Below are 24,504 nucleotides of genomic sequence, written 5' to 3'. Positions count from 1 at the left end.
CCCGACAGGAGGAACGAGAGATGACCATCACGGTGACCGACCGCCACCCGATCGACCGAGCCGAGGAGATCCTGACCGACGACGCGCTGGCGTTCGTCGAACGGTTGCACCAACGCTTCGCCGGGCGGCGGGACGAACTGCTCGGGGCGCGGGCGACGCGCCGGGCGGCGGCCGCCGAGACCGGTCGGCTCGACTTCCTCCCCGAGACGGCCGAGGTACGGGCCGCGGACTGGCAGGTCGCGCCCGCACCACCGGCGCTGCAGGATCGCCGGGTCGAGATGACCGGCCCGGCGACTCCGGCCAAGATGGCGATCAACGCCCTCAACTCGGGCGCCAAGGTCTGGCTGGCCGACCTGGAGGACGCCAGCTGCCCGACCTGGCCGAACGTGATCGACGCGCTGCTCAACCTGTCCGACGCGGCGGCCGGGACGCTGGCGTACACGCAGCCGGACGGCAAGACGTACGCCCTGCGGACCGACGCGCCGCTGGCCGTCGTCGTGATGCGGCCGCGCGGCTGGCACCTGGACGAGGCGCATGTCGAGGTGGACGGGCGGACCGGGATCGGCGCGCTGGTCGACTTCGGTCTGCACGTGTTCCACCTGGCCCGGCCGCTGCTGGCCGGCGGCCGCGGACCGTACTACTACCTGCCGAAGCTGGAGAGCCATCTCGAGGCCCGACTCTGGAACGACGTCTTCACGTTCGCCGAGGCCGAGCTCGGTCTTGATCATGGAACGATCCGGGCCACGGTGCTGATCGAGACGATCCCGGCCGCGTTCGAGATGGACGAGATCCTGTACGAGCTCCGCGAGCACGCCTCCGGGCTGAACGCGGGCCGCTGGGACTACCTGTTCAGCATCATCAAGTACTTCCGCGACGCCGGGCCGGAGTTCGTCCTGGTCGACCGGGGCGACATCACGATGACGGCGCCCTTCATGCGGGCCTACACCGAGCTGCTCGTGCAGACCTGCCACAAGCGGGGCGCGTTCGCGATGGGCGGCATGGCTGCGTTCATCCCGAGCCGCAAGGACCCGTCGATCAATGCCGCCGCGCTGGAGAAGGTGCGGGCCGACAAGACCAGGGAGGCCGGCGACGGGTTCGACGGCTCCTGGGTGGCCCACCCGGACCTGGTCGACGTGTGCCGCGAGGTGTTCGACGGCGTGCTGGGGGAGCGGCCCAACCAGGTCGACCGGCAGCGGCCCGAGGTGTCCGTCACCCCGGAACAGCTGCTCGACGTGGCGTCGGCCGAGGGCTCGAACACCGAGGCCGGGCTGCGGAACAACCTCGAGGTGGCGGTCGCCTACACCGCCGCCTGGCTGGCCGGCAGCGGCGCGGTCGCGATCCACAACCTGATGGAGGACGCGGCGACCGCCGAGATCTCCCGCTCCCAGGTCTGGCAGTTGATCAACAACGCGGTCACACTGGCCGACTCCGGCGAGACGGTGACCCGGGAGCTGGTCGCCCGGATCCTCGACGAGGAGACCGAGCAGCTGCGCGGCCAGGTCGACGCCGACACCTTCGAGCGCTACTACCTGCCGGCGAAGAAGTTGATCAGCGACCTCTGCCTGGCCGACGACTTCGTCGACTTCCTCACGCGCCCCGCCTATGCACTACTGAATTGATCAACCCCTGCCGATGAACGGCATCCCGGCTGCGGTGATCACCAGCGAGTTGATCGTCGCCTCCGGCGGCAGTTCGGCCATCGCCAGCACCACCCGGCCGACCTCGGCGACGTCGAAGGTCGGTTCAGGGCGGAGCTCGCCGTCGGCCTGCAGGGTGCCCTGCGCCATCCGGCCGGTCATCGCGGTCGCCGCGTTGCCGATGTCGATCTGACCGCAACTGATCTGGTACGGACGCCCGTCCAGCTCGATCGACTTGGTCAGCCCGGTGATCGCGTGCTTGGTGGCCGTGTAGGCGGCGGACCGGGGCCGCGGTGTGTGGGCGGAGATCGAGCCGTTGTTGATGATCTTGCCGCCGCCCGGCCGCTGCTCCTTCATGATCGACACCGCGGCCGCAGCACAGAGCATCGCGCCGGTGAGATTGACCGCCACACAGGCGTTCCAGTCGTCCAGCGAGATCTCGTCCACACTGCCGGCCGGCCCGAACCAGCCGGCGTTGTTGAACAGCACGTCGATCCGGCCGAACGCCGACCTGATCCGGTCGAACCCGGCGGTCACGGCGGCGGCATCGGTGACATCCATCGGCACCACCAGGCCGTGTTCATGATCACCGACGGTCTCGGCCAACGGCTCCGGCCGCCGGCCGCACGCGGCGACGCGATAGCCGGCGCCCAGGAACGCCTGCGCCACCGCCCGGCCGATCCCGCTCCCGGCTCCCGTGATCACCGCGACCTTCGATCCCGCCTCACCTGTCACGCGGCACATCTTCCCATCCGGCGACGTCCCGAGACCGACCCCACAGCCATCCGTGGGATCGCCCGACCTGGTAGACAGTGCCGATGAGCACTGAGGTGACGTATCTGGGGCGGGCGATCGAACTCGCCGTGGCCAGCGTCGCCGACGGCGGGGGACCGTTCGGCGCGGTGATCGTGCGGGCCGGCGAAGTGATCGCGACCGGGCAGAACCGGGTCACCCGCGACCACGACCCGAGTGCGCACGCCGAGGTGGTGGCGATCCGAACGGCCTGCCGAGTTCTGGGTACGCACTCGCTCGAGGGCTGTGTCCTGTACGCCTCCTGCGAGCCGTGCCCGATGTGCCTGACCACGTCGCTCTGGGCCAGGCTGGACGAGATCGTGTACGCCGCCGACCGCTACGCCGCCGCGCGCAGCGGGTTCGACGACCAGGCGTTCTACGAGCTGCTCGGCCGGGACCGGCGCACCTGGCCGACCCTGATCCGGCAGCACGACGTCCCGGCAGCCGAGCAGCCCTTCGCGACCTGGAACGAGTTGGATGACAAGATCGGCTACTGACCGCCGCCGATCGTCATACAGGAGCAGCATGGGAGAACCGGCCCGACCGCGCGTCCTCGTCGTCCAGAACGCCCGCCACGGAGGGCTGGGACGGTTCTCCGACTGGTGGCAGGAGGCCGGGCTCGCGCTCGACGTCGTGCACGCCTACGACGGCGAACCGATCCCGGACCTCGACGACCACGACGCCCTGGTGCTGCTCGGCGGCGGCCTGATGCCGGACGACGACGCGAAGGGTCCCTGGCTGGCCCGGGAGCGCGACGTCGCCACGAAGGCCTTGCAGAGCGGGATTCCGCAGCTCGGCATCTGCCTCGGCGGCCAACTGCTGGCGTACGTGGCCGGCGGCAGCGTCCACGCCGAGCACGGCCAACCCGAGGCCGGCAGCACCGTGCTCACCCGGCGTCCGGAGGCGGACCAGGACGCGCTGTTCGGCGAGCTGGCGCCCACCTTCCGGGCCATCGAGCACCACGTCGACCAGATCACCGAGCTGCCGCCCGAGGCGGTCTGGCTGGCCAGCAGCGACCGCTGCCCGTACCAGGGCTTCCGGGTCGGCGAGCACTCCTGGGGCGTCCAGTTCCATCCGGAGGTCGACCTGGACCGGATCCGGGCCTGGAACCCCGACAACCTGATCGCGCAGGGCTTCGAGCCCGAGCAGGTGATCAACGAGGCCGCCGAGTGGGAGCCGACCAGTGTCGCGGTCTGGCGCGGCTTCGCGGACCGGTTCGCCGGCGTCGTCCGAAGTTGATCAAGCACCGATAACCGGTGGCCCGGCCCATCCGCCGGTCGGTACGGTCTCGGCATGCGTGATCGACCGGACGAACTCGAGGACACCGACCTGGCCCGGGTGCTCGACGAGGGCTGGCAGATCGGCGTAGTGATCATGGACTACGCGCCGGTCGGGTTCGGCGACCACCACTGGACGGCAACCGGCGAGGACGGCCGGCGCTGGTTCATCACGGTTGCCGATCTTGATCACAAGACCATGCTCGGGCCGGACCCGGCGGCCGGGCTGGAACGGGCCCTGGCCACCGCGCTCGCCCTGGCCGGGCGGCCCGGCCTGGAGTTCGTGACGGCACCCGTCCCGGCCGTCGACGGCCGGGTCACCCGGCCTGTCGGAGCGCGCTACGCGATCAGCGTCTTTCCTTGGCTGGAAGCCGAAGCGGGCTCGTTCGACCGGTCCCGCGACGAGGCCGAGCGGGCCGCCGTGATCATGCTGCTGGCCCGGTTGCACGGCGTCCGGCCGCCGGCCGAGACGCCGCTGCAACCCATCGCGCTGACCCAGCGGGACGTGCTCGCCGAGGTCCTTGCCCCGCGTCAGGCCCGGTGGCCCGAGGCCGGGCCGTACACCTGGCGTGCGCAGCAGTTGATCATGGAGCACCGGACCGTCCTGGCCGACCGGCTGGCCGAGTTCGACGCCATCGCGGCCACCCTGCCGACCGGTGCGGATGAGCTTGTGCTGACCCACGGCGAACCGCATCCGGGCAACCTGCTCCGCGGCCCGGACGGCCTGCACCTGATCGACTGGGACACCGTCGGCCTCGCCGTCCCGGAACGGGACCTGGCCGGCATCGGCCCCACCGAGGCCGACCTCGACGGCTATGCCGCCGCGACCGGCCACCCGGTCGACCGGCGGGTCATCCACGGCTACCACCTGCGCTGGGACCTGGAGGAGATCGGCCTCTATGCCGCCGAGTTCCGCCGGCCGCATCGCGACGGCCCGGACCAGGAGACCGCCTGGGGCGGGCTGGCCGGATCGGTCAGCCGGCTGGCCGGATCGGACGGCTGATCATGGTCCGGCTGACGCCGCCGTCCGGCGCGAACCCGGCTGCCGAACTCGCCGCACTGCGCGCCCGGCACGCTGCGGACCTCGACCCGTACTCCACCGTGGAGCGGTTGCCGACCGAGTCCGAGCTCGCCGAGGCGCTGGACAGGGGAGGACCGGCCCTGCTGGCCGAGTCCGCCGCCGGGACCACGCTCGGGTACGGGATCGTCCGCGGCTGGACCGAGGACGACGGCACCGAACTCCGGCTGCTCGACGTCTGGGCCCCACCGGGCGCGACCCGGACCGACATCGAGGCCGCCCTGTTCCGGGCCCTCGAGACCGCGATCCGCGAGACCGCGATCCGCGAGGGACCGTCGCCCCGACTCGTCCTCGGCGCCAACGCACGGGCCGACGAACCGGACCGGCTGGACCTGCTGACCGGGCTCGGTTACCGCTCGACGTTCACCATGGTCGAGCTGGAGCTGGCCGGCCGGACGGCTCCGGTCCCCAGGCCCGAGGGCGTGACGCTGCGGACCGCCGACAGCTCCGATGCACCGGCGGTCACCGCCCTGCTGCGCCGGATCTGGGCCGGCCGCGCCTACTTCACCAGCCCCGAACCGGCCGACGTCCGGCGCTGGCTGCAGGAGTCCGGCCCGGACCTCTACCTGATCGCCGAGGACGGGTCCGGCCCGATCGGCCTGGCGGCAGGCCTCGCCGACGGCACCGGGCCGGTCGTCGACGATCTCGGCGTGGTCCCGGCCGCGCGCGGCCGCGGCGTCGGGGCCGCCCTGCTGTCCGAACTGCTGGACCGGCTGGCGCGGCACAGCGAAGGGCCGGTCCGGCTGCACACCGAGGCGCACGACCCGACCGGAGCCCTCCGGCTGTACCGGCGGGCGGGCTTCCGCGAGGTCGCCCGGCACCACCGGCTCCGCAAGCCCTAGCCCGACTGCTCGGGCTCCGCCGCCTCCTCCTTCGCCGCGTTCAGGTTGCGCTTCGACGGCGGGTGCTGGGCGGTCTCCGGGGTCGAACCCGGCGGCATCTCGAACACCCGGCGACCCTCCTCGTCGACCTGCTCCGGGTCGAAGTCGGCGTCGGGAGTGGTCGGTGATTCCGGCAACATGGCGAACTCCTCACCTCGGTTGATCAGGCGGCCAGCGGCTCCGGCCGGTGATCGGGATCGATCTGCTCCCGGATCACCCGGAGGATGCGCCGCAGCGACCGCGAGATCTGCATCTGGCTGACCCCGAGTTCGTCGGCGATCTGCTGCTGGGTCCGCTGCTCGACGAACCTCAGTTCGATGATGCGCAGGTCGTCCGGCGGCAGGCCGGCACACGCCTCGCGCAACGTACGGAGCCATTCGATCCGGTCGTAACCGCCGTCGACGGCACCGATCCGGCTGCCCAGGTCGGACGGCGACTCGTGCCGGGCGGCCGGGGCGTCCAGGGAGACCGGCGCGAAGCACGCCCCGGCCGCGGCCGCCTCGGCGACCTGCTCGACCGGCTCGCCGAGACGAACGGCCAGCTGCTGGATCGTCGGTGCGGCCCCCTGTTCCTGGCTCAAGGTGTTCCAGGTGTCGGTGAGCTCGTGTTGCAGCTCCTGGATCCGGCGGGGCGGCCGGACGACCCAGCCGTGGTCCCGGAAATACCGCTTGAGGCAGCCCCGGATCGTACTGACGGCGAACGGGACGAAGTCGCCTCGTTCCGGGTCGGCGCGGTCGACCGCCTGGACCAGTGCCAGCCGGGCGACCTGATCAAGATCCGCGGGATCGAGCCCGCGACCGTGGTAGCGCCGGGCCAGGGCGTCGGCCAGATCCAGGTGGAGCAGGACGACTTGTTGGCGGAGGCGCTGTTGTTCGGCCCGATCGGCCGATTTCGCCGCCTGGAGCAACTCGGTTGTCTCGTCCGCAGCGGATTCGTGGATGGAGGCCGAAGCGTCGGTCGGCCTGGGGGAAAGAGCGGGACGGGTGGTCATCGGAAGAATTCCTTCACCAGCGTCACGTTGATGGCCGGTGGCTCGACCAGATCTCCAGGCAAGCATCGGTAGCGCCGTTGTGCAACCCCTGTCCAGTGCGCTGGACGAGATCGTCCGCGATCCGGACATGATCAAGAACGTTTGAAGCCGCGCCGGCCGGGTACCTGCCCGAGGCAATCCACGCTCACCACGAGGAGGGGAGTCCGATGCCCCAGGAAGCCTGGAGCGACAAGCGCGAACGGCAGTACGAGCACATCAAGGAGGGTCTGCGCGAACGGGGCCGCAGCGAGGACGTGTCCGAGGAGATCGCGGCCCGTACGGTGAACAAGGAACGGGCCCGGGGCGGCGAGTCGAAGACGTCCAGCCGTACGTCCACCCACGACGTGTCCTCCGGACATCGCGGCGGTAAACGCTCGCACAGCGGCAGCAAGGGCCGGACCAAGGACCAGCTCTACAACGAGGCGCGGCAGCGCGGCATCAAGGGCAGGTCCACCATGACCAAGGACGAGCTCGCCCGAGCCGTCGGCCGCTGACGCCCGCACCATGGCAGGATCTTCACCCATCACCGCGGTACGCGGCGGCGCAGTTCAGAGCGGAGAGGACCCGGCCATGGACGATCCGGGGTCGGAGCCGGGGACCGACGGTCGCGGCGAGACCGAGAACCAGCGGATGGACCGGAACTGGAACGAACTGCTGCAGGAGTTGCGGGTCACCCAGACCGGCACCCAGATCCTGTTCGGCTTCCTGCTCGCGGTCGCCTTCCAGCCGCAGTTCGGCCGGCTCGACCAGTTCCAGCTCACCGTCTATCTGATCTTGGTGATCCTGGCCGCGTTGACCACGGCGCTGGCCCTGGCGCCGGTCAGCCTGCACCGCGCGCTGTTCCGCCGGGGGCTCAAGGCCGAGGTCGTCGGGTTCGGCCACCTGCTCGTCGTGCTGGCCCTGGTCGGCGTCGGGCTGACCCTGTCCGGGACCACGTTGCTGATCTTCGACGTCACGGTGGGCCGGCCGCAGTCCTGGATCGCGGGGGGCGCGATGCTGATCCTGGCGATCACCATCGGCCTGCTGCCGCGGGCGCTCGCCCGGCGCTGACCTGTTTGGGCCTCGCCGGCGCCGGGTACCGATCGCAGGACAGCCCGAGCCGGAAGGAGGCCAGCATGACGGCCGCTACGCGCCGCGGAGACGGATTCGGGCTCGGCTACCGGATCAGGTGGTGGATCGAGTACGGACTGATGCACGTCCTGGGCCCGGCCCAGCTCGACGAGGCACGCGACCCGCGGGCCAGGATGCGCCGCGAGTATGCCCGCCGCAAGTCCCAACACGAACGACAGCAGAGGAATTCGACCGACCGCCCGACCTCGGAATGAGCAGGCCGTGGCGGGCTCGGTGATGATCATGCCCGGGCTCGCCGTCCGCGGGTACGCCATCGACACGGCGGCCACGCTGGCGGGCGCCGGGCATCCCACTCGGCTGCTGGACCCGGTGACCTGGCGCTCCGTGCCGGACCGGCTCACCGACTACGGCGAGCGGGCGGCCGCGGACCTGGAACGCGACGGCGAGGACGTCGACCTGCTGGTCGGCCTCTCGGTCGGCACCCAGGCGGCGGCCGTCACCGCGGCCGAGACCCGCCGGGTGCGCCGGCTGCTCCTGATCAGCCCCACCGTCGACCCTGCGCTGCGCAACCGGCGGCGCCTGCTCGGCAAGTTCCTGGCCGGCGGCGAGCCGCGCGGGCCCGGGCTCGGCCAGCAGATCGCCGACTGGTCCCGCGCCGGTCCGGCCCGGATCGCGCGCGGCTTCGATTCGGCGATCCGGCTCGAGCTCGAAGACGTCCTGCCCCGGATCAAGGTGCCGACCATGATCGTCCACTGCGAGCACGACTCCCTCGGGTCGCACGACTACGCGGCCTCCCTGGCCGTCGGCCACGGAGCCGACCTCCTGTTGGTGCCGGGAGCCGGACACTCCTGGCCCGCGGACGACGCCGCGGCCTTCCTGCGCCTGGTGCGGGAGTTGCTCCGATGAGCGACCTGGCGCCGGACCGCAGCGCGGCCTCCTTCGACTCGGCGACGGCGCTGCAGGCGGCGCTGGCCGCGGCCCTGAACGGCAGCGGCTTCCCGCACCTCGGCCAGCCTGCTTCGGCGGCGCGGGCGATCCGGGCGGCCGCCTGGCTGCCGTGGCCGCTGCTGCGCCGGCTGTACAGCCGGTTGGGTGCCAGCGAAGGAGTCCGGCCCGATGATCTTGGCCGGGTGGACCTGGCCGGGGTCGCGGAGTGGCTGGCCGGCCGGCTGCCGCGGCGCCGGGTGCCGGCCGTCATGATCGGCTCCAGCAACGGTGCGCTGGTCCACCTGGCGGCGGCCCTGCAGGTGCCGTGGCTGCCGGGCACGGTCCTCGTCCCGGTCCGCCGGACCGGCGACCCGGACCGGCCGGACGACGCGCTGCGCTTCGGCGAACGCGTCGCACCCCCTTTGCTGGAACGGAATCCGGACATCGTGCTGCACCAGATGCATGATCAGGTCCAGGACGAGTTGATGGTCGCCGAGATGGCGTACTTCCGGGTGAAGTGGCAGCGCCTGCCGGAGGCGTACGCCCGCCGGCTGGCCGAGACCCTCGCCCCGGGCGCTCCGGTGATCATGATCGAGGACGGCTCCGCATGGCCCGTCGTGCGCGTGGGGGAGCGGCACCTGTTCCAGGCGGGCGCCCAGGGTGGTCTCGACCCGGCCGGCAACCTGGACCGACCGCATACCCCGACGCCGGACGGCGTGGCGGCCGAGGCGGAATGGGGTGCCGCGCCGGCCCTGACCGACGCCGTGGCGGCCTGGTGCGCCGACCATGATCATCCGCTGATCCGACTCCGGTACGAGAGCCCGCAGGCACCGTCGCACGCCGTCGCCACGATCTTCCGGGACTGGTATCGGGAACGCGGCGAGCGGGCCGACCGGCTGGTGGTGCCGAGCTTCGCGGTCGGCGATCCCTGGCGCATGATCAGCAGCGGCTCGGTGCCGTACTGGGCCTTCTTCTCGGTCCGCTCGGCCCTGGTCGCGCTCGATGATCACCTGGCCCGTTCGGACCCGTACCGGGAGATCGCGGTGCTGCCGTTCCAGCACGGCGTCTGGTCGGCCGGGATCGCCACCCCGGAGGACTGGGCCCGGGTCGGCCACGCGCACGGCGCCGAGGTGACGTTCCCCGGCCTGCGGCGCAGCGCCTTCCCGCATGACATCGGCTATCTCGGCCGGTACGGCGACGCCCTGCGCCGCCTCCCGCCGGCGAAGGAGCCGTGGCGCCCGCTGCCGGTCCCGCAGGCTCTGGCCGGCCTCCGCGAGGACCCGGCCATGATCATTCGGCAGGCGCCCCGCCCGGCGGCAGGTCGACCGGGGTCAGCACCCACCGGAAGCCGTACTTGACCGGCGAGGACCAGTCCACGCTGTCCGGCCCGAAGTACTCGGCGACCAGTTCCTGCAGCCGTTCGGCGAACTCCGCCGCCCGCTCGGACCGGAGCCGGGCCGCGTGCTCGGCGCCGGCCCAGCGTGCCGCCGGATCGAACATGCCGAACTCGAGGTCGACCAGGGCCTGCCGATAGTCCTGCACCGACGCGCCGGGCAGCTCGGTGAACGGCTGGTCCGGCGGGCGCGGCTCCTCGTCGAGGGTAGCGGGCGGGCCTGTGGCAGACTGGCCGTCGCGCTCGCTCCGTCCGGACCGGGCGCCCAGTGGTGGGGCTCGCTGGACCGAACCGCGACGGTGTCTCGTTGTCGACAACAGTCCCTATCTCGTGGCCAGACCTCGGCCTGCCCGGAGATAGGAGCACCATGCCCGAGTTCGATCACGAACAGGCGGCCGAGCCGGTCGATCCCGACCTCGCGCCGGCCCACCCGCCGGCGGTGTCGGTCGCCCTTGTCGCCCTCGGCGGCACCCTCGGCACCGCGGCCCGGGCGCTGATCGCCGAGGCCGTGCCGCAGTCCGCCGGGATCCCGCTCGGCATCCTGGCGATCAACCTCGGCGGCGCCTACCTGCTCGGCCTGTTGCTGGCCGTGCTGCACCGGTTGGGGCCCGACGTCGGCCGGCGCCGGGCGGTCCGGCTGCTCTGCGGTACGGGCGTGCTCGGCGGCTTCACCACCTACAGTGCGCTGGCCACCGACTCGGGACTGTTGCTCCTGTCCGGGGATCTGTTGCCGGCGCTCGGCTACGCCCTGGTCACGGTGCTGGCCGGCGCCCTCTGCAGTTGGGCTGGGCTGGCCACCGGCAGTCTGGTCCGGGTGCCGGCTGCCGATCCGGGGGAGCCCCGGTGACGCCCGGCCTGCCGCTCCTGGTGGCGATCGCCGGCGGGGTCGGGTCCGCTCTGCGCTACCTGGTCGACACCGCGGTCCAGGCCAGGATCGACGGTCCGGGTGCGTACCCGGTGGGCACCACGGTGATCAACCTGACCGGGTCCCTGCTGCTCGGCCTGCTCACCGGCTACGCCGCCGCGCACGCCCCGGGCGCGCCCTGGCTGACCATCGCCGGGACCGGCCTGCTCGGCGGCTACACCACCTTCAGCACGGCCAGCGTGGAGACCGTACGACTGCTGCTCCGGCGGCGATACGGAGCCGCCCTGCTGAACGGCCTCGGCCTGCTGGCCGGCTGCCTCCTGGCGGCCTGCGCCGGCCTGGTCATCGGCCAGTCCGTGCCCTGAGCCGTCGGTGGTTCAGGGAGCGTTGTGGCCCGGCATCACAAGGTCTTGACCGGGCGGTCAATCAAGGATCTACACTGAGGGTGACAGTGATCCGCCGGAGGTCGACGGATCTCCTCATCAGAAGGAGAGATCTCCCATGCGCAAGTGGAATCGATGGCAGGACTGGGCGGCCGTGGTGATCGGCGTCTACGCCTTCCTCTCGCCGATCTGGACGCAGACCACGATGATGGCCACCACGTCGATGATCATCCTCGGGGTGCTGCTCGCGGCCAACGCCCTGTGGTCGCTGGCCATGCCGGGTGCCATCGCTTCGGAGTACGTGCACGCCGGACTCGGACTGTTGATGTTCGTGTCGCCGTGGGTGCTCGGCTTCGCCGGAGTGATGCCGATGGCCTTGACTGCCTGGATTGCCGGCCTGCTCGCGCTGGCCACCGGAATCTGGGCGATCCCGTACAGCATGAGGGCCCATCACGATCGGACGGTGCCGCAGGGCTGATCCGGGAACCGCCGAGCGGGAAGGAGCAGGTCGACTTGCGGGCCGGATCCCCGGCCCGCAAGATCATTCCCACCGAAACCCGTCGCGGGAGGAGCCGAGCATGGAGCCGGACCGGAGCGAGGCCCGGAAACGCATCCTCGACGCGGCCGAGGAACTGTTCGCCGGCGGCGGCTTCGACGCGACGCCGACAGCCAAGATCGCCGGCGAGGCGGGCATCCCGAAGGGCCTGCTGTTCTACTACTTCCCGAAGAAGATCGACATCCTGACCACCCTGTTCGCGGAACGGATGCCGGCCCAGCCGCTCTGCGAGGCCGCCGAGGTGGCCCGGCGCGGTGACGTGGCGGGCTCGCTGCGCCGGCTGGCGGCGCGGCTCGACCTCGGCCGGCACGAGTCGGTGCTGCTGCGGACCGTGCTGATGCGGGAGATCGACACCCACCCGGAGGTTCGCGGCCACCTGCGCCAGCTCACCGACTCCCTGATCCGGCTGACCGAGGCCGTGCTGGACGCGGCGGCGCCGGTGGCCCTGGCCGCGCGGCGGCGCCGGGACGCGGCCCGTACCTTCGTCTCGGTGATGCTGTTCGATGCGAACCACCGGCGGTTCGACGGCGGCCAGCCGGACCTGGCGCCGGCCGCGCGCGTGATCGCCGCCAGCCTGGCCGACTGAGTCGGCGCTATCCTGCGGCGATGGGATCCATCGTCGTGATCAACTTCATGTCGCTGGACGGCGTCGTCCAGGCCCCGCTGCGGGCCGACGAGGACACCGACGGAGGATTCCGCCACGGCGGCTGGACCGATCCGTACCAGGACGAGACGGTCGGCGCGTTCATGGGCGGTGCGACGACGCGGGCGGCCGGCCTGCTGCTCGGCCGGCGGACGTACGAGAACTTCGTCACCGACTGGATGCAACCGGACGCGACCGAACCCGCGATCGTCGCGATGAACCGGATGCCGAAGTATCTGGTGTCGCAGACCCTGACCGATCCCGTGTGGCAGAACACGATCCGGCTCGGCGCCGATCTGCCGGCCGAGGTGGCGCGGCTGCGCGCCGAGGTGGACGGGGAGATCGTCGTCTTCGGCAGCACCGAGCTGGTCCGGGCCCTGCACCGGGCCGACCTGGTGGGACGAGTACCGGCTGTTGATCTTCCCGCTGCTGCTCGGCGGCGGCAAGCGGATGTTCGACGACGGCGCCGGCCTGGCCCGGTTCGAGCTCGTCGACAGCGTGATCACCGACTCGGGCGTGACGATCAACAGCTACCGGCGGGACCGAACCGACTCCCGGTGATGCGGGCATTGTCGTTGGCTATGGCCTGGAGCGGGGTCGGTTGTTGCCGCGTCCCGGGCCGTGGCCCATACTCAGACGGATCATTCACCTGGACCGGAGGAGTTCCATGCGCAGCCGTCTGACCGTCATCGCCGCCGCCGCGGCGGCCGCGGCCCTCGTCCTCGCCTCGTGCGGGACGACCGGGCAGACCGGCGGTGGTGGCGGGAACCTCACCGGCGAGGGCACCGGCGACACCTGCACGATCGAGGGTCCGGTCAAGATCGGTGCCGCGCTCAGCCTGACCGGCGGGGCCGCCAGCTACGGCGCCTCCCAGCAGAAGGGTCTCGATCTCGCCGCGGAACACCTGAAGCAGAAGGGCGGCGTCAACTACGAGCTCAAGGTCGAGGACGACGCGACCGATCCGCGGCAGGGGATCACCGTCTTCGAGAAGTTGATCGACGATCAGGTCAGCGTGATCATCGGCCCGACCCTGTCCAACGGGGCGTTCCAGGCGCAGCCGATCGCGCAGGAGGAGAAGGTGCCGGTGCTGGCGATCTCCAACACCGCCGAGGGGATCACCGCGCAGGGCGACTACATCTTCCGCGACTCGCTGACCGAGGGCCAGGTGATCCCGCAGACGATCGCGACCGCCAAGGAGCAGTACGACCTGAAGCGCGTGGTCGTCATGTACAGCAATGACGACGCGTTCACCGAGTCCGGCTACAAGGTGTTCGCCAGTTCGCTGGACCAGGAGGGCGTCGAGGTGGCCGACACCCTCACGTTCTCCAAGGCAGACACGGATTTCCGGGCCCTGCTGACCGAGGCGAAGGGGCTCAATCCCGATGCGATCGTGGTGTCCGGGCTGATCGAGGCGGCCGTGCCGCTGGTCACCCAGGCCCGGGAACTCGGCATCGAGGTGCCGATCATCGGCGGCAACGGCTTCAACAACCCGGCGCTGATGAAGCAGGCCGGCGCGGCAGCGGAGGGTGTCGTCGTCGGCGCGGCCTGGAACTCGGCGTCGGATAACCCGGAGAACACCGCCTTCCTGCAGGCGTTCCAGGGCAAGTACCAGGCGGCGCCGGACCAGTTCGCGGCCCAGGCCTATGCCGGGATGACGATCATCGACGCCGCCGTACGGTCGGCCTGCAACGGCGAGCGGGAGGCGATCAAGACCGGTTTCGGCACGATCGACGACCTGCCCACCGTGCTCGGCGAGGTCACGCTGAACGATCAGCGCGACGCCGAGCACGACGCCGTGGTGCAGGTCGTCAAGGACGGCAAGTTCACCGTGCTCGAGTGACCCGCCGGCCATGCAGCAACTCCTCAACGGCCTGTTCATCGGCTCGATCTACGCGCTGTTCGCGATCGGGTTCACCTTGGTGTTCGGCATCCTGGACCGGCTGAACCTGGCCCATCCGGCGGTCTTCGCGGCATCGGCGTTCGTCGGCATCGAGCTGGTCGAACGCGGCGGCCTGTCGATCTGGCTGGCGTTGCCGCTGGTGTTCGTGATCGGCGGCATCCTCGGCTTGATCATCGAACGGGTGGCGTTCCGGCCGCTGAAGGACAGACCGGACGCGCACTTCGCCGGCCTGATCTCCTCGATCGCCCTGTCCGGGGTGTTCATAGCCCTGCTGCAGGCGAGGTACGGGCCGGACACCCGGCGCTTCCCGGCCGGATCCTTCCCGGACACCCGGTTCGAGATCCTCGGCGCGCAGGTCACCCTGGTCCAGGTCGTGATCACCGCCGTCTCCGTCCTGCTGATGGTCGGGCTGACCTGGCTGGTGTCGAAGTCCCGGCTCGGCCGCGGGATGCGCGCGGTCGCCGAGAATCCCACCGCGGCCCGGGTGCTCGGTCTCAACGTGGACCGGATCACCGCGATCACGTTCGCGATCTCCTCGGCGCTCGGCGCCGTCGCCGGCGTCCTGTTCGCGATGAACGTGAACAGCGCCCAGCTCACCATGGGCACCGCGATCGAGCTGAAGGGGCTGGCGGTGATCATCGTCGGCGGCATGGGCTCGCTGCCCGGCGCCCTGATCGGCGGGCTGATCCTCGGCCTGACCGAGGTGTTCGCGGTGCAGTACATCGGCTCGTCCTGGCGCGACCTGATCGCGTTCGGCCTGCTGTTCGTGATCTTGCTGATCCGGCCGCAGGGGCTGTTCGGCAAGCGCCGCGCCCGCGAGGTCTGAGTCCGTCCATGATCACCGACTCCACGCTGGTCTTCATCGCCCTCGGGGCGATCTTCGCGTTCTCCTTCTACGCGGTGCTGGTGGCCGGTCAGCTGTCCCTCGGCCAGGCCGGGTTCGCTTCGCTGGCGGCGTTCACGGCAGCGGCCCTGACCCCGGACCCGGACCAGATCGGCGACCTGCCGGCGCTGCTGATCGCGATTGTGATCGGGATGGCCGTCGGGTCTGCGGCGGCGTTGCTGCTCGGCCTGCCGACCATGCACCTGCGCAGGGTGTTCCTGGCGATCGCCACCCTCGGGTTCGCCGAGGCGGTCCGGATCGTGATCTTGAACCAGTCCTGGACCGGCGGCGCGAACGGGATGAACGTGCCCAAGATCCTGACTCCGGGCATCGCCTGGGTGATCTTAGTCGTGGTCGCCTACTGGTTCTGGCGGATGGCGCCGTCGCGGTACGGGCGCGCCCTGGTCGCGATCCGCGAGGACGAGCTGGCGGCGCGGGCAATGGGCGTCGACGTCGGCCGGCACCGGCTGTCCGCCTTCGTCACGGCCGGCGCGGTGGCCGGGCTGTACGGCGTGCTGTGGGCCTTCTTCGTCCGGCTGATCGCGCCGGAGGACTTCAACTTCGCCGCCGCGATCGACGGCCTGGTCACCGCGGTGGTGGGTGGCTCGACCCTGTTCGTCGGGCCGTTGCTGGGCAGCGGCTTCCAGACCCTGCTGCCGGAGGTGCAGCGCTGGCTCGGCATCGAAGCCGGCTGGATCCGGCCGTTCCTGTCCGGGCTGTTGCTGCTGGTGGTGATCATCTTCCTGCCCGGCGGCCTGGCCAGCCTGATCCCGCGCCGGCGGTTGGTCCCCGAGCCTGCCGAAGGGCCTTCCACCCTGGGCCGGCGGCGGCATCCCGAGCGCGGGGACGTCGTCGCGACCCTGGCCGGCGTCAGCAAGGAGTACGGCGGCGTGCATGCCGTCGAGGGCGTCGATCTGCAGCTGCACAGTGGCGACGTGCTCGGCCTGATCGGGCCGAACGGCGCCGGCAAGACCACCCTGATCAACCTGATCACCGGCCTGGTGCCGCCGTCGTCCGGGACGATCACCGTGCTCGGCGTGGACGTGGGCCGGACTCCGGTGCACCGGGTGGCGGCCGCCGGCGTGAGCCGTACCTTCCAGCACTCCAAGCTGTTCGGCCGGATGACGGCACTGGAGAACGTGCTCGTCGGCGCCCACCAGGTGACCCGGCCGACGTTCCTGCGCCGGCTGTTCTGGCTGCCCTCGGCGCGCCGGGACGAGCGGCGTGCGCTGCAGCACGCGGCCTCCTGCCTGGCCCGGGTCGGGCTGGCGGAGCGCGGCTCGGCGCGGGCCTCGGCGCTGTCGTACGGTGATCAACGGCGGCTCGAGATCGCCCGCGCGCTGGCCTCGGACCCGACGCTGTTGATCTTGGACGAACCGGCCGCCGGGATGAACCATGTCGAGGCGGACGCGCTGTCGGAGTTGATCACGTCGCTGGCCGCGGACGGTCTGACCATCCTCTTGATCGAGCACAATGTGGGGATGGTCCTGCGGACCTGCGACCGGATCGTCGTCCTCAACTTCGGCGAGGTGCTGGCCACCGGCACACCGGCCGAGGTCTCCGGGAACGCCGCCGTGGTGGAGGCCTACCTGGGTCGGCGGGACGTGGACGGGGCTGATGATCATGGCTGACCCGATCCTCGAGGTCCGCGACCTGACGGTGAGCTACGGCCGCGTCGAGGCGGTCCGGAACGTGTCGTTCAGCGTCGAGGAGGGCTCCCTGGTGACGCTGGTCGGGGCCAACGGCGCCGGCAAGTCGTCGATCATCAACGCCGTCTCGGGCATCCTGCGCCCACGCTCGGGCAAGATCAACTTCGCCGGCCGCGACATCACCAGGACGCCCGCGCACCGGCTGGTCGGCAGCGGCCTGGTCCAGGTGCCGGAGGGCCGGCAGATCCTGGCCACGCTCACCGTGGAGGAGAACCTGCGGCTGGGCGGCTGGCATCGAGGCCGTACCACCGCGGCGTCGATCGGCGAGATGTACGGCCGGTTCCCGGTGCTCGCCGAACGGCGGTCGCTGCCCGCCGGCACCCTGTCCGGCGGCGAGCAGCAGATGCTCACCATCGCCCGCGCGCTGGTGGCCCGGCCGAAGCTGCTGCTGATGGACGAGCCGTCGATGGGCCTGGCGCCCAAGATCGTCGACGAGGTGTTCGACGTGATCCACGAGATCCGCGCCTCCGGCACTACCGTGCTGCTGGTCGAGCAGAACGCCCGCCGGGCCCTGCGCGCGGCCGACCACGGCTACGTGCTGGCCTCGGGCGAGATCGTCGCCGAGGGCCCGGCCGTCGAGCTGCTGGCCGACGACGCGATCGTCCAGGCCTACCTCGGCATCGAGCGCCCGAACCTGGAGTGAGCCTCAGGTGCCGATGACGCAGAAGAGATTGCCCTCGGTGTCGGCGAGGACTACGAAGTCGGCGCCCTCCGGGTAGGTCCACTCGACCCGGGTGGCGCCGAGCGCGACCAGCCGCTCCGCCTCCGCTTCCCGCTGACCCTCGTCGGCCCACAGGTCGAGGTGGGTCCGGTCGGTGCCGTCCAGGTGCAGCCGGACCCCTTCGCCGCTGGCGTCGAAGAGGAAGTCGGGATTCTCGTCCTGTTGGTAGCCGAGCGCGCTGGTCCAGAAGGACGCCGCCCGGGATTGATCCGCCACGTTCCACACGATCGATCCGATTCTGAGCATGTTCCACGGTTGCACACCGTGGAACCCGGCCACCAGGTTTCCGCGAGCCTCAGGTGTGGGCCGGTTCTGCGCTGGCGGTGACGAGGCACCACCGGGCCGGCTCCCGCGGGCCGGGCACGACGCGCTGCACGGCGAGCTCGAGCGCCCGCCGCTGCTGCGGGTACGGCAGCCCCGGGCAGACGTTGTCGGCGAAGATCGGCACCTCGAGCCAGGCCTGGATCAACTCGGGCGGATCGTCGTACTCGACGTCCTCGGCGGCCAGCTGGCGGAACCCGGCCCGTTCGAGTTCGGTCCGGATGCCGTCCGGGGTCAGTGGTTGCCGGCGCCGCGGCAGCGGCTGCGGCTGGTAGCCGAACTCCTCGATCGCCGCCTGCCGCATCAGCGCGACCACGTTGGCGGTCTCGGGCGGGAGCTCGCGGGGCTGCTGGCCCGGGTACCGGAGGAACTGCGACCCGATGTTGAACACGAACCGCCCGCCCGGCCGCAGTACCCGGCGCACCGCCGCGAACGTCACCGGAAGCTCGGTCTGCCAGATCGCCGAGTTGCAGACGACCGCGTCCACCAGCGGAGCGGCTGCTGCCCGGCACCGGTCGACCTCCTCCGCGGCGGAGCGGATCCAGGTCACCCGCGGATCGGCCGTCTCGGCCTTGGCGACGTCGATCATGGCCGGTGACCCGTCGACCGCCCAGACCTGGGCCCGGTCCGGCAGCCGGGGGAGCAGGACCCGCGTCGTGGCGCCCGTACCGCAGCAGAGATCGAGCACGCCGTCGGCCGCCGAGACGTCCGCCCGCTCGACCACATCGCGGCTGGTGTCGGCGTACATGGGAAAGCGGTGGGTGAACGCCGCATAGGCCTCGGCGTTCTCCGTCTCGTTCCAGCGGCTTGCTCTCACAGGATCACTCCTTCAGTGGCGGGCTCGGGGGAGCAGCGCCCGGTTGTCGTCGGTGATGAGCAGGACATCGCCGTCCCGCAGCTCGATCAGCGTCCGGCCCGCGCCGCGGAGCTCGTCCGCGACCGAGGTGAGCACCGCCGATTCGGGGTGCTCGGGGGAGTCGAGATGCGGCACCACCGTCCCGTCGAGGATCCCGAGACCGTCGATCACCGGCTCCGCGCCGGGCGCCACCTGTTCCAGGTCGGCGAGCGGGTCACAGGCCTCGAGACCGGCCAGCGTGGTGCCCAGCACGCAGACACCGGCGCTGTAGCCGCCGACCACGTACCGATCCGCGCCGAGCACCTCGAGCAACAACTGATCGAACCCGGACTCGGCCAGCCGGTGGCGGAGCACGAACACGTTCCCGCCCCGCAGCCACACGATCCCTACACCGTCCAGCGCCTCCCGCAGCGAACCCGGCCGGCCGGAGAACCGCCGCAGGTCCAGCTCGTACGGCTCGAGCCCGACCTCCCGCAGCCTGCCCAGCTCCTCCTCGACCCGCGCTGTCCTGACCTCGGCTGGCAGGTGGTCGATCGCGTTGGCGATCATGGCGGTCCGGCGGTGATCACCGGCCAGCTTGATCAAGATCTCGGGATGATCACCGATCCGGAACGACGACAGATAAAGGCGCACGGGAAGCAGCATCGCAGAGTGCCGGACCTCCCGGGCCGAGTTGATCAGGTCGGGTAGAGCAGCGACAGCGGTTCGGGATGATCACCGAGCCGGAGTTGGGTCGGGGTACGGCCCAGGTAGCGGCGCAACGCCCGGACCAGGTGCGAGTGGTCGTAGAAGTCGAGTTCTGCGACGACCTCGGCGGGAGCAGCACCGGCCTCGAGTCGTACGGCTGCGTTGCGGGCCCGATCGATCTGGCGGGCGACCGACCGGGGAAGCCCGGTGGCACTGAGGAAGCGACGCTGCACGGTCCGCGTGGAGAGGTCGGTGGTGGCTCCGCGGTGGACCTCCGCCACGAGCCGGTCCCGGACCAGGATCTCCTCGCGCACCAGGCCGGCGACGAACGCCTCGGCGTTGTCGAACGTCGGCAGTGACCAGGACGTCCCGGCGAGCCGGACCTTGCGGCGGCTCACGTCGGGCAGCCGGAGGATGCCGTCGACCTGCCGGGTGGCCGGCAGCTGACCGAGCACGGTGCCGAACGCGAAGTTGATGCCGAACGTCTCGCTGGCGTCCGGGATCGGCACCCGGCGCGGTCGGGCGGAGGGACCGACCACGGAGCCACACAGTTCGCCGCGTTCCTCCCAGAACACCAGATCCCACCGGGACTCGGCGATGGCGAGCATCTCCTCGGCCACGCGTGCTCCGGTCGTACGCCAGACGCAGGCGATGTAGGCCGATTCGGACGACCGGTGCTCGACCGGGAGCCGCGCGCCGCGATCCCGAGTGGGTGTCATGGGCCCATCCTGGTGGCGGGCCGGTGCCGATGGCATCCGTCGCGCGACGTCACTCCGCGTACGTCGGCCTGCGTATCGGCTGTCGCGTCCGTCCAAGACAGGGCCCGGGCGGGGTCCCTACGATCCCCGCCATGCGAGTCAAGGTGAGTGAATTCATGAGCATGGATGGCGTCGTGCAGGCGCCTGGCGGGGCCGACGAAGATCCCAGCGGCAACTTCCGGCACGGTGGCTGGTCGATGCCGTACTTCGACCCCGAGGTGATGGCCCCGGCCCTGATGTCGGACCTGCAGCAGACCGAGGCGTCCCTGTCCGGGCGCGTGACGTACCAGATCTCGGCGGCGTCCTGGCCCGAGCGGACCGACGAGGACGACCCGTTCACCAGCACCCTCAGCCGGATCCACAAGTACGTGGTGTCGGGCACCCTGTCCGAGGCCGACCTGACCTGGGGCCCGGCCACCCTGGTCCGTCCGGGCGACCTGATCGAGACCGTATCCGAGCTGAGGAGCCGGCCCGGCGACAAGTACCTCTCCGTGAGCGGCAGTACCGAGGTCACTCGAGCCCTGCTGGCCGCCGGCCTGGTCGACGAACTGTCGCTCTACGTGGAACCGATCGTCCTCGGCGGCGGGAAGTCGATCTTCCCCGCCGACGGCGTCAAGCACCGTTTTGAACTGGTCTCGTCGCAACCGGCCAAGACCGGCGTTGTGATCAATCGGTACCGCCGGGCGGACTGATGTCGTCCCGAGAGGAGGCCGAGGAGGATCTGGCCGTCCCCGAGACTTCGTCATGGGGACGCCGAAGGCGACGAGCATGCAGCGGGTGGGCGATACTGGGTTCGAACCAGTGACCTCTTCGGTGTGAACGAAGCGCGCTACCACTGCGCCAATCGCCCGTCGAACCTGAATCCTCCGGAGGTGGATCCCGGCCAACGCGGTGATCAGGATAGCGCATCGGTACGGCGAACGACGACTCGGTTCCGGAGCGTCGAAGCTCCGTGCCGGCGGTAATCCGGCCCGCAGTGTCGGAGGCCGGTGTTAGCGTCGGGCTCGTGATGCTGCGATGACGCGGCGCGGCTGGATCCTGTTCGCTGCGCTCAGCTTGTTCTGGGGGATTCCGTACCTGTTCATTCGGGTGGCGGTGGTGGAGATCGATCCGCTGCTGCTCGCGTTCGGGCGGACGTTCCTCGGTGCCCTCCTGCTGCTGCCGATCGCCCTGCGCCAAGGGGCGTTCCGGTCGCTGCTCAAGCACTGGCGCTGGATTTTGCTCTTCACGGTGATCGAGATCGTGGTGCCGTGGTTCATGCTCGGCACGGCGGAGACGCGGCTGAACAGCTCGACGACCGGACTCTTCATCGCGGTCGTTCCGCTGATCACGGCGATCCTGCTGGGCGTGCTCGGCCATGATCGTTTCGACGCGCGCCGGATCACCGGCCTGCTGCTCGGCTTCGCCGGTGCCGCGCTGTTGGTCGGCCTGGACGTGCACGTCGACGATCTGCTGGCCGTCGGGGCGCTGGGACTCGTGACCATCGGGTACGCGATCGGCCCGATCATCATCAGCCGGAAGCTCGATGATCTTCCGCCGCTCGGCGTGATCACGGCCTCGCTGTTCCTCGCGGCGGCCGTCTACGCGCCGTTCACCCCGCTGGTCTGGCCGGACCGGATGGTGTCCGCGCAGGCGATCAGCTCGGTCGTCGTGCTGGCCGTGGTCTGCACGGCCGGCGCGTTCCTGGTCATGTTCGCGTTGATCAAGGAGGTCGGGCCGAGCCGGATGACCTTCATCACCTACATCAACCCGGCGATCGCGATCATCCTCGGCGCCGCGATCCTGCACGAACCGCTGACGATCGGGCTGGCGATCGGCTTCCCGCTGGTGATCATCGGCTCGATCCTCGGCACCTGGAAGTCCAAGCCGGCGCCGCCCGAAGCCGTCGCAACCGGACCCGACCTGGCGGAGGAGCGGGGCTCCTAAGGCTCCAGATCGGCTGCCGAGCGCTCGGCGAAGATCTTGGCCAACTCGGCCGACCGGGTCGTCGGGTATTCCTTGTCGTCCCAGCGGTGCACGCCCTGGACGTCGCGCAGCGACGATGTGATGAACACCTCATCGGCAGCCCGGGCCTCGACCTCGGTCAGGTCGGCTTCCCGGACACCACACCATTCGATCACCAGCGCGCGGGTGATTCCGGCCAGCGGACCCGCCTCCAGGGTGGGCGTGACGAGGTCGTCGCCGAACACGAAGAAGATGTTGGAGCCGGTGCCCTCGCAGACGTGACCGGCGTTGTTGATCAAGATCGCCTCGGTCCCGCCACGCTCGGCGGCGTACGCCAGCGCCCGCACGTTCTCGGCATACGAGATCGACTTCACGCCGGCCAGGGCGCCGCGTTCGTTGCGGGTCCAGGGCGCGGTGACGATCGCCGTCGTCGGCTCCAGCGGCTCGATCGAGTCGGCCGCGACGACGAGCGTCGGCGGGCCGAACGGAGCCTGCGAGCCGAGCGGCCCGCGGCCGCCCGTGTACGTGATCCTGATCTTGCCGAGCTCGTACGCACGATCGGCCAGCACCGCGTCGATCGCTTCCCGTGCCTGGTCATGATCGGGATCGGGCAACCCGAGCAGCCGGGCCGACCTGGTCAGCCGGTCCAGGTGGCGGCCCACCGTGAACGGTCCTGCGGGCAACACCTTGAGCGTCTCGAAGACACCGTCGCCGACCACCAGGCCGTGATCGGCAGCGCCGATCGTCGCCGCTGAAGGGTCGTCGTAGAGGGTTCCGTTGACCCAGATCCGCAGGTCGCCGGAGGCCGCTGCCGTCGCTGAGGGGTCGGCGCTCGTGGTCGTCATGCAGCCACGATAGTGCGCCGGAAACGACACCGGTGGAACCCAGTTGGACTCGCGCCTGCGGCTAGGCTAAAGTTCCTGAACGCACCGCCCCTCCGGGAGCGGCGCGCGGACGTGGCTCAGGGGTAGAGCATCACCTTGCCAAGGTGAGGGTCGCGGGTTCGAATCCCGTCGTCCGCTCGGAGCGGGTCCTACTTTCGGGTAGGGTTCGCCACGCTCCTCGGTGGAGTGGCCGAGAGGCGAGGCAACGGACTGCAAATCCGTGTACACGGGTTCGAATCCCGTCTCCACCTCGGGCGATTGGCGCAGCGGTAGCGCGCTTCCCTGACACGGAAGAGGTCACTGGTTCGAACCCAGTATCGCCCACCCCCGAACCTCCGCCGACCCCTGCTCGTTGCCCTGTCGGGCGACTTCGCGAGTCGGTTCGGTTGTGTCTGTTGGGGGACCGAGTCCCCCAAACCCCCTGCGTTCCTGATGGTCGCGTTCCTGCGTGGTGGCGTTGGGGGGACCGAGCCTTCCAAGCCCTGGTCGTTGTGTTCCTGTCCGGAACGCTCAGACGTCTGGACGACCGTTCAGCCCGAACCGAAACGGCTAAGCCGGGTTCCCGACGAACCGCGCCCGTCGTGTGCCAGTTCACTGAGCGGACTACTTGACCTCACTTTCGGCTCGTTCTGCCGGTCAAGCGGTCCGTTCGGCGATGTCGAGGCTGCGATGGTGATGCGACGGGCGTGTCGCGATTTCTCTTCGCACCAAAGGCTGCAACGTTGTACCGGTCTGTTGCGGTCGATGCCAAGAGGTTTCGCGACATCACCCGGGCAGGAACAGCGGCCGGTGGTCCGAGGCCGGCAGCGACTGGTAACGGTGGATTCGGGTTCAGGGTCAGTTGCGTCCCGATCTGGGCAGATCGGCATAACCTTCTGGATCGATTCGTCGCGTAGGTCGTCGTCTCGTCCATGATTGATCATGGGTATCGGTCGGGCCGCGCTTCGAAAGCTACTGGGATCGGATGACGAGCAGGTGCGGCTCAATGCTGCGGTTCGGCTCGCATACTTGGGCTGCGCCATCCCGAGGCTGCGATCAGGCGGGGTGAGGGGAGCTCTTCGCTGCGCGGCGTTTGTTCAGATAGGGGAGGGCGAAGAGGTAGAGGCCGGTGATCAGTTGCAGGGCCAGCGGCAGCAGCGGCGCGTAGACGAGGGCGAACGGCAGGACCGGCTGGGTGACGGTCGCGATGAACGCGATGATCACGGTGACCGTGAAGATGATCGACAGCCAGCGGTGGAACTGTCGGATGCGCTTGCTGGCCTTCATGGTTGAGCCCTTTCTCGGAATGATCTTGGTGAGCATCACGCT

The 24,504-nt window shown here is 70.5% G+C and carries 31 protein-coding genes and 4 tRNA genes; 24 read left to right on the top strand and 11 right to left on the bottom strand.

Translation table 11 applies throughout. The features are described from left to right. Nucleotides 1-20 precede the first annotated feature (20 nt). Nucleotides 21-1,619 carry a malate synthase A gene (gene aceB, locus BKA15_RS00650; protein WP_179747678.1) on the top strand — a complete coding sequence of 533 codons (1,599 nt, stop codon included), beginning with the start codon at nucleotides 21-23 and terminating at the stop codon, nucleotides 1,617-1,619. Here the strand turns inward: aceB and BKA15_RS00645 are convergent, their stop codons facing one another. Continuing rightward, on the bottom strand, nucleotides 1,620-2,372 hold the full coding sequence (locus BKA15_RS00645) for an SDR family oxidoreductase (RefSeq protein ID WP_312878779.1): 753 nt from the start codon (nucleotides 2,370-2,372) through the stop codon (nucleotides 1,620-1,622). It lies immediately after the preceding gene. Nucleotides 2,373-2,455: 83 nt separating this feature from the next. On the opposite strand from BKA15_RS00645, the gene BKA15_RS00640 reads away from it, so the two are divergent. From BKA15_RS00640 to BKA15_RS00625, 4 genes are read left to right on the top strand one after another with little or no spacing between them, the layout of a single operon-like run. Further along, entirely contained in the window at nucleotides 2,456-2,926 is a 471-nt protein-coding gene (locus BKA15_RS00640; protein ID WP_179747676.1) for a nucleoside deaminase, read from the top strand. 28 nt (nucleotides 2,927-2,954) lie between these two features. After that, nucleotides 2,955-3,668, top strand: a complete 714-nt coding sequence (locus BKA15_RS00635; RefSeq protein WP_179747675.1) for a type 1 glutamine amidotransferase — start codon at nucleotides 2,955-2,957, stop codon at nucleotides 3,666-3,668. A 54-nt stretch (nucleotides 3,669-3,722) separates the two neighbouring features. After that, nucleotides 3,723-4,709: an aminoglycoside phosphotransferase family protein gene (locus tag BKA15_RS00630; RefSeq protein WP_179747674.1), complete on the top strand. Its 987-nt coding sequence runs from the start codon at nucleotides 3,723-3,725 to the stop codon at nucleotides 4,707-4,709. Nucleotides 4,710-4,711: 2 nt separating this feature from the next. Further along, the gene (locus BKA15_RS00625) at nucleotides 4,712-5,626 is read left to right on the top strand and encodes a GNAT family N-acetyltransferase (protein WP_179747673.1); all 915 of its coding nucleotides are present in this window, start codon (nucleotides 4,712-4,714) and stop codon (nucleotides 5,624-5,626) included. Here BKA15_RS00625 and BKA15_RS00620 read toward each other — a convergent pair. Then, the gene (locus BKA15_RS00620; RefSeq protein ID WP_179747672.1) at nucleotides 5,623-5,805 is read right to left on the bottom strand and encodes a hypothetical protein; all 183 of its coding nucleotides are present in this window, start codon (nucleotides 5,803-5,805) and stop codon (nucleotides 5,623-5,625) included. The two genes, BKA15_RS00625 and BKA15_RS00620, sit on opposite strands and share 4 nt — an antisense overlap. Before the next feature lie 23 nt (nucleotides 5,806-5,828). Then, complete coding sequence (locus BKA15_RS00615; RefSeq protein ID WP_179747671.1) at nucleotides 5,829-6,656, bottom strand: sigma-70 family RNA polymerase sigma factor; 828 nt, start codon at nucleotides 6,654-6,656, stop codon at nucleotides 5,829-5,831. A gap of 206 nt (nucleotides 6,657-6,862) precedes the next feature. Between BKA15_RS00615 and BKA15_RS00610 the strand changes: the two genes are divergently transcribed. The 5 genes from BKA15_RS00610 (at nucleotide 6,863) to BKA15_RS00590 (ending at nucleotide 10,051) form a co-directional block, all read left to right on the top strand. Then, nucleotides 6,863-7,189, top strand: coding sequence for a plasmid stabilization protein (locus BKA15_RS00610; RefSeq protein WP_179747670.1), 327 nt, complete (start codon nucleotides 6,863-6,865; stop codon nucleotides 7,187-7,189). 76 nt (nucleotides 7,190-7,265) lie between these two features. Next, complete coding sequence (locus BKA15_RS00605) at nucleotides 7,266-7,745, top strand: DUF6328 family protein (RefSeq protein WP_179747669.1); 480 nt, start codon at nucleotides 7,266-7,268, stop codon at nucleotides 7,743-7,745. A 65-nt stretch (nucleotides 7,746-7,810) separates the two neighbouring features. Continuing rightward, entirely contained in the window at nucleotides 7,811-8,020 is a 210-nt protein-coding gene (locus BKA15_RS00600) for a hypothetical protein (RefSeq protein ID WP_179747668.1), read from the top strand. 7 nt (nucleotides 8,021-8,027) lie between these two features. Further along, nucleotides 8,028-8,672, top strand: a complete 645-nt coding sequence (locus BKA15_RS00595; protein WP_179747667.1) for an alpha/beta fold hydrolase — start codon at nucleotides 8,028-8,030, stop codon at nucleotides 8,670-8,672. After that, nucleotides 8,669-10,051, top strand: coding sequence for a hypothetical protein (locus BKA15_RS00590; RefSeq protein WP_179747666.1), 1,383 nt, complete (start codon nucleotides 8,669-8,671; stop codon nucleotides 10,049-10,051). The genes BKA15_RS00595 and BKA15_RS00590 overlap by 4 nt, the downstream gene beginning before the upstream one ends. Here BKA15_RS00590 and BKA15_RS00585 read toward each other — a convergent pair. After that, nucleotides 9,984-10,403 carry a hypothetical protein gene (locus BKA15_RS00585; RefSeq protein ID WP_179747665.1) on the bottom strand — a complete coding sequence of 140 codons (420 nt, stop codon included), beginning with the start codon at nucleotides 10,401-10,403 and terminating at the stop codon, nucleotides 9,984-9,986. The genes BKA15_RS00590 and BKA15_RS00585 overlap by 68 nt on opposite strands. Nucleotides 10,404-10,453: 50 nt before the next feature. Between BKA15_RS00585 and BKA15_RS00580 the strand changes: the two genes are divergently transcribed. The 9 genes from BKA15_RS00580 to BKA15_RS00540 all read left to right on the top strand — a co-directional run bounded on the left by BKA15_RS00580 (nucleotide 10,454) and on the right by BKA15_RS00540 (nucleotide 17,668). After that, a complete protein-coding gene (locus tag BKA15_RS00580; RefSeq protein WP_179747664.1) occupies nucleotides 10,454-10,933 on the top strand; it encodes a fluoride efflux transporter FluC in 480 nt (159 codons plus the stop codon). Continuing rightward, nucleotides 10,930-11,316 carry a fluoride efflux transporter CrcB gene (gene crcB / locus BKA15_RS00575; RefSeq protein WP_179747663.1) on the top strand — a complete coding sequence of 129 codons (387 nt, stop codon included), beginning with the start codon at nucleotides 10,930-10,932 and terminating at the stop codon, nucleotides 11,314-11,316. The genes BKA15_RS00580 and crcB overlap by 4 nt, the downstream gene beginning before the upstream one ends. A 136-nt stretch (nucleotides 11,317-11,452) precedes the next feature. Continuing rightward, nucleotides 11,453-11,812 (top strand): SPW repeat protein, encoded by a 360-nt coding sequence (locus BKA15_RS00570; RefSeq protein WP_179747662.1) that lies wholly within the window; start codon nucleotides 11,453-11,455, stop codon nucleotides 11,810-11,812. A gap of 100 nt (nucleotides 11,813-11,912) precedes the next feature. Then, nucleotides 11,913-12,476 (top strand): TetR/AcrR family transcriptional regulator, encoded by a 564-nt coding sequence (locus BKA15_RS00565; protein WP_179747661.1) that lies wholly within the window; start codon nucleotides 11,913-11,915, stop codon nucleotides 12,474-12,476. A gap of 20 nt (nucleotides 12,477-12,496) precedes the next feature. Continuing rightward, the gene (locus tag BKA15_RS00560; protein ID WP_246322234.1) at nucleotides 12,497-13,216 is read left to right on the top strand and encodes a dihydrofolate reductase family protein; all 720 of its coding nucleotides are present in this window, start codon (nucleotides 12,497-12,499) and stop codon (nucleotides 13,214-13,216) included. After that, nucleotides 13,201-14,373 (top strand): ABC transporter substrate-binding protein, encoded by a 1,173-nt coding sequence (locus BKA15_RS00555; protein WP_179747660.1) that lies wholly within the window; start codon nucleotides 13,201-13,203, stop codon nucleotides 14,371-14,373. Before BKA15_RS00560 ends, BKA15_RS00555 begins: the two co-directional genes overlap by 16 nt. A gap of 10 nt (nucleotides 14,374-14,383) precedes the next feature. Then, nucleotides 14,384-15,259: a branched-chain amino acid ABC transporter permease gene (locus BKA15_RS00550; RefSeq protein WP_179747659.1), complete on the top strand. Its 876-nt coding sequence runs from the start codon at nucleotides 14,384-14,386 to the stop codon at nucleotides 15,257-15,259. A gap of 8 nt (nucleotides 15,260-15,267) precedes the next feature. Further along, nucleotides 15,268-16,947, top strand: a complete 1,680-nt coding sequence (locus BKA15_RS00545) for a branched-chain amino acid ABC transporter ATP-binding protein/permease (RefSeq protein WP_179747658.1) — start codon at nucleotides 15,268-15,270, stop codon at nucleotides 16,945-16,947. After that, entirely contained in the window at nucleotides 16,940-17,668 is a 729-nt protein-coding gene (locus BKA15_RS00540) for an ABC transporter ATP-binding protein (RefSeq protein ID WP_179747657.1), read from the top strand. The genes BKA15_RS00545 and BKA15_RS00540 overlap by 8 nt, the downstream gene beginning before the upstream one ends. Before the next feature lie 3 nt (nucleotides 17,669-17,671). On the opposite strand, the gene BKA15_RS00535 is transcribed toward BKA15_RS00540, so the two are convergent. From BKA15_RS00535 to BKA15_RS00520, 4 genes are all read right to left on the bottom strand, one after another. Beyond that, entirely contained in the window at nucleotides 17,672-17,962 is a 291-nt protein-coding gene (locus tag BKA15_RS00535; protein ID WP_312878778.1) for a VOC family protein, read from the bottom strand. Between the two features lie 79 nt (nucleotides 17,963-18,041). Beyond that, nucleotides 18,042-18,884 carry a class I SAM-dependent methyltransferase gene (locus BKA15_RS00530; protein WP_179747655.1) on the bottom strand — a complete coding sequence of 281 codons (843 nt, stop codon included), beginning with the start codon at nucleotides 18,882-18,884 and terminating at the stop codon, nucleotides 18,042-18,044. A gap of 12 nt (nucleotides 18,885-18,896) precedes the next feature. After that, complete coding sequence (locus tag BKA15_RS00525) at nucleotides 18,897-19,556, bottom strand: Type 1 glutamine amidotransferase-like domain-containing protein (RefSeq protein ID WP_179747654.1); 660 nt, start codon at nucleotides 19,554-19,556, stop codon at nucleotides 18,897-18,899. Between the two features lie 44 nt (nucleotides 19,557-19,600). Next, entirely contained in the window at nucleotides 19,601-20,329 is a 729-nt protein-coding gene (locus tag BKA15_RS00520; RefSeq protein WP_179747653.1) for an AraC family transcriptional regulator, read from the bottom strand. A 29-nt stretch (nucleotides 20,330-20,358) separates the two neighbouring features. Between BKA15_RS00520 and BKA15_RS00515 the strand changes: the two genes are divergently transcribed. Further along, the gene (locus BKA15_RS00515; RefSeq protein WP_312879659.1) at nucleotides 20,359-21,060 is read left to right on the top strand and encodes a dihydrofolate reductase family protein; all 702 of its coding nucleotides are present in this window, start codon (nucleotides 20,359-20,361) and stop codon (nucleotides 21,058-21,060) included. 86 nt (nucleotides 21,061-21,146) lie between these two features. On the opposite strand, the gene BKA15_RS00510 is transcribed toward BKA15_RS00515, so the two are convergent. Then, a tRNA-Val gene (locus BKA15_RS00510) sits at nucleotides 21,147-21,218 on the bottom strand. A 167-nt stretch (nucleotides 21,219-21,385) separates the two neighbouring features. On the opposite strand from BKA15_RS00510, the gene BKA15_RS00505 reads away from it, so the two are divergent. Next, nucleotides 21,386-22,294 (top strand): DMT family transporter, encoded by a 909-nt coding sequence (locus BKA15_RS00505; protein ID WP_179747651.1) that lies wholly within the window; start codon nucleotides 21,386-21,388, stop codon nucleotides 22,292-22,294. On the opposite strand, the gene BKA15_RS00500 is transcribed toward BKA15_RS00505, so the two are convergent. Then, nucleotides 22,291-23,157, bottom strand: coding sequence for an aminotransferase class IV (locus BKA15_RS00500; protein ID WP_246322233.1), 867 nt, complete (start codon nucleotides 23,155-23,157; stop codon nucleotides 22,291-22,293). The genes BKA15_RS00505 and BKA15_RS00500 overlap by 4 nt on opposite strands. Nucleotides 23,158-23,262: 105 nt before the next feature. Here BKA15_RS00500 and BKA15_RS00495 point away from each other — a divergent pair. From BKA15_RS00495 to BKA15_RS00485, 3 genes are all read left to right on the top strand, one after another. Then, nucleotides 23,263-23,334: transfer RNA gene (locus BKA15_RS00495), tRNA-Gly, on the top strand. 42 nt (nucleotides 23,335-23,376) lie between these two features. Further along, nucleotides 23,377-23,447: transfer RNA gene (locus BKA15_RS00490), tRNA-Cys, on the top strand. Nucleotide 23,448: 1 nt separating this feature from the next. Next, nucleotides 23,449-23,520 (top strand) — tRNA-Val (locus BKA15_RS00485). 711 nt (nucleotides 23,521-24,231) lie between these two features. Here the strand turns inward: BKA15_RS00485 and BKA15_RS00480 are convergent. Further along, entirely contained in the window at nucleotides 24,232-24,498 is a 267-nt protein-coding gene (locus tag BKA15_RS00480) for a hypothetical protein (protein WP_218870999.1), read from the bottom strand. Between the last annotated feature and the right edge of the window lie 6 nt (nucleotides 24,499-24,504).

This window comes from Microlunatus parietis, assembly GCF_013407955.1.
Taxonomy (GTDB): Bacteria; Actinomycetota; Actinomycetes; order Propionibacteriales; family Propionibacteriaceae; genus Microlunatus; species Microlunatus parietis.
Note: the sequence above shows the minus strand (reverse complement) of the source record. Positions and strands in the feature narration are given on the sequence as shown.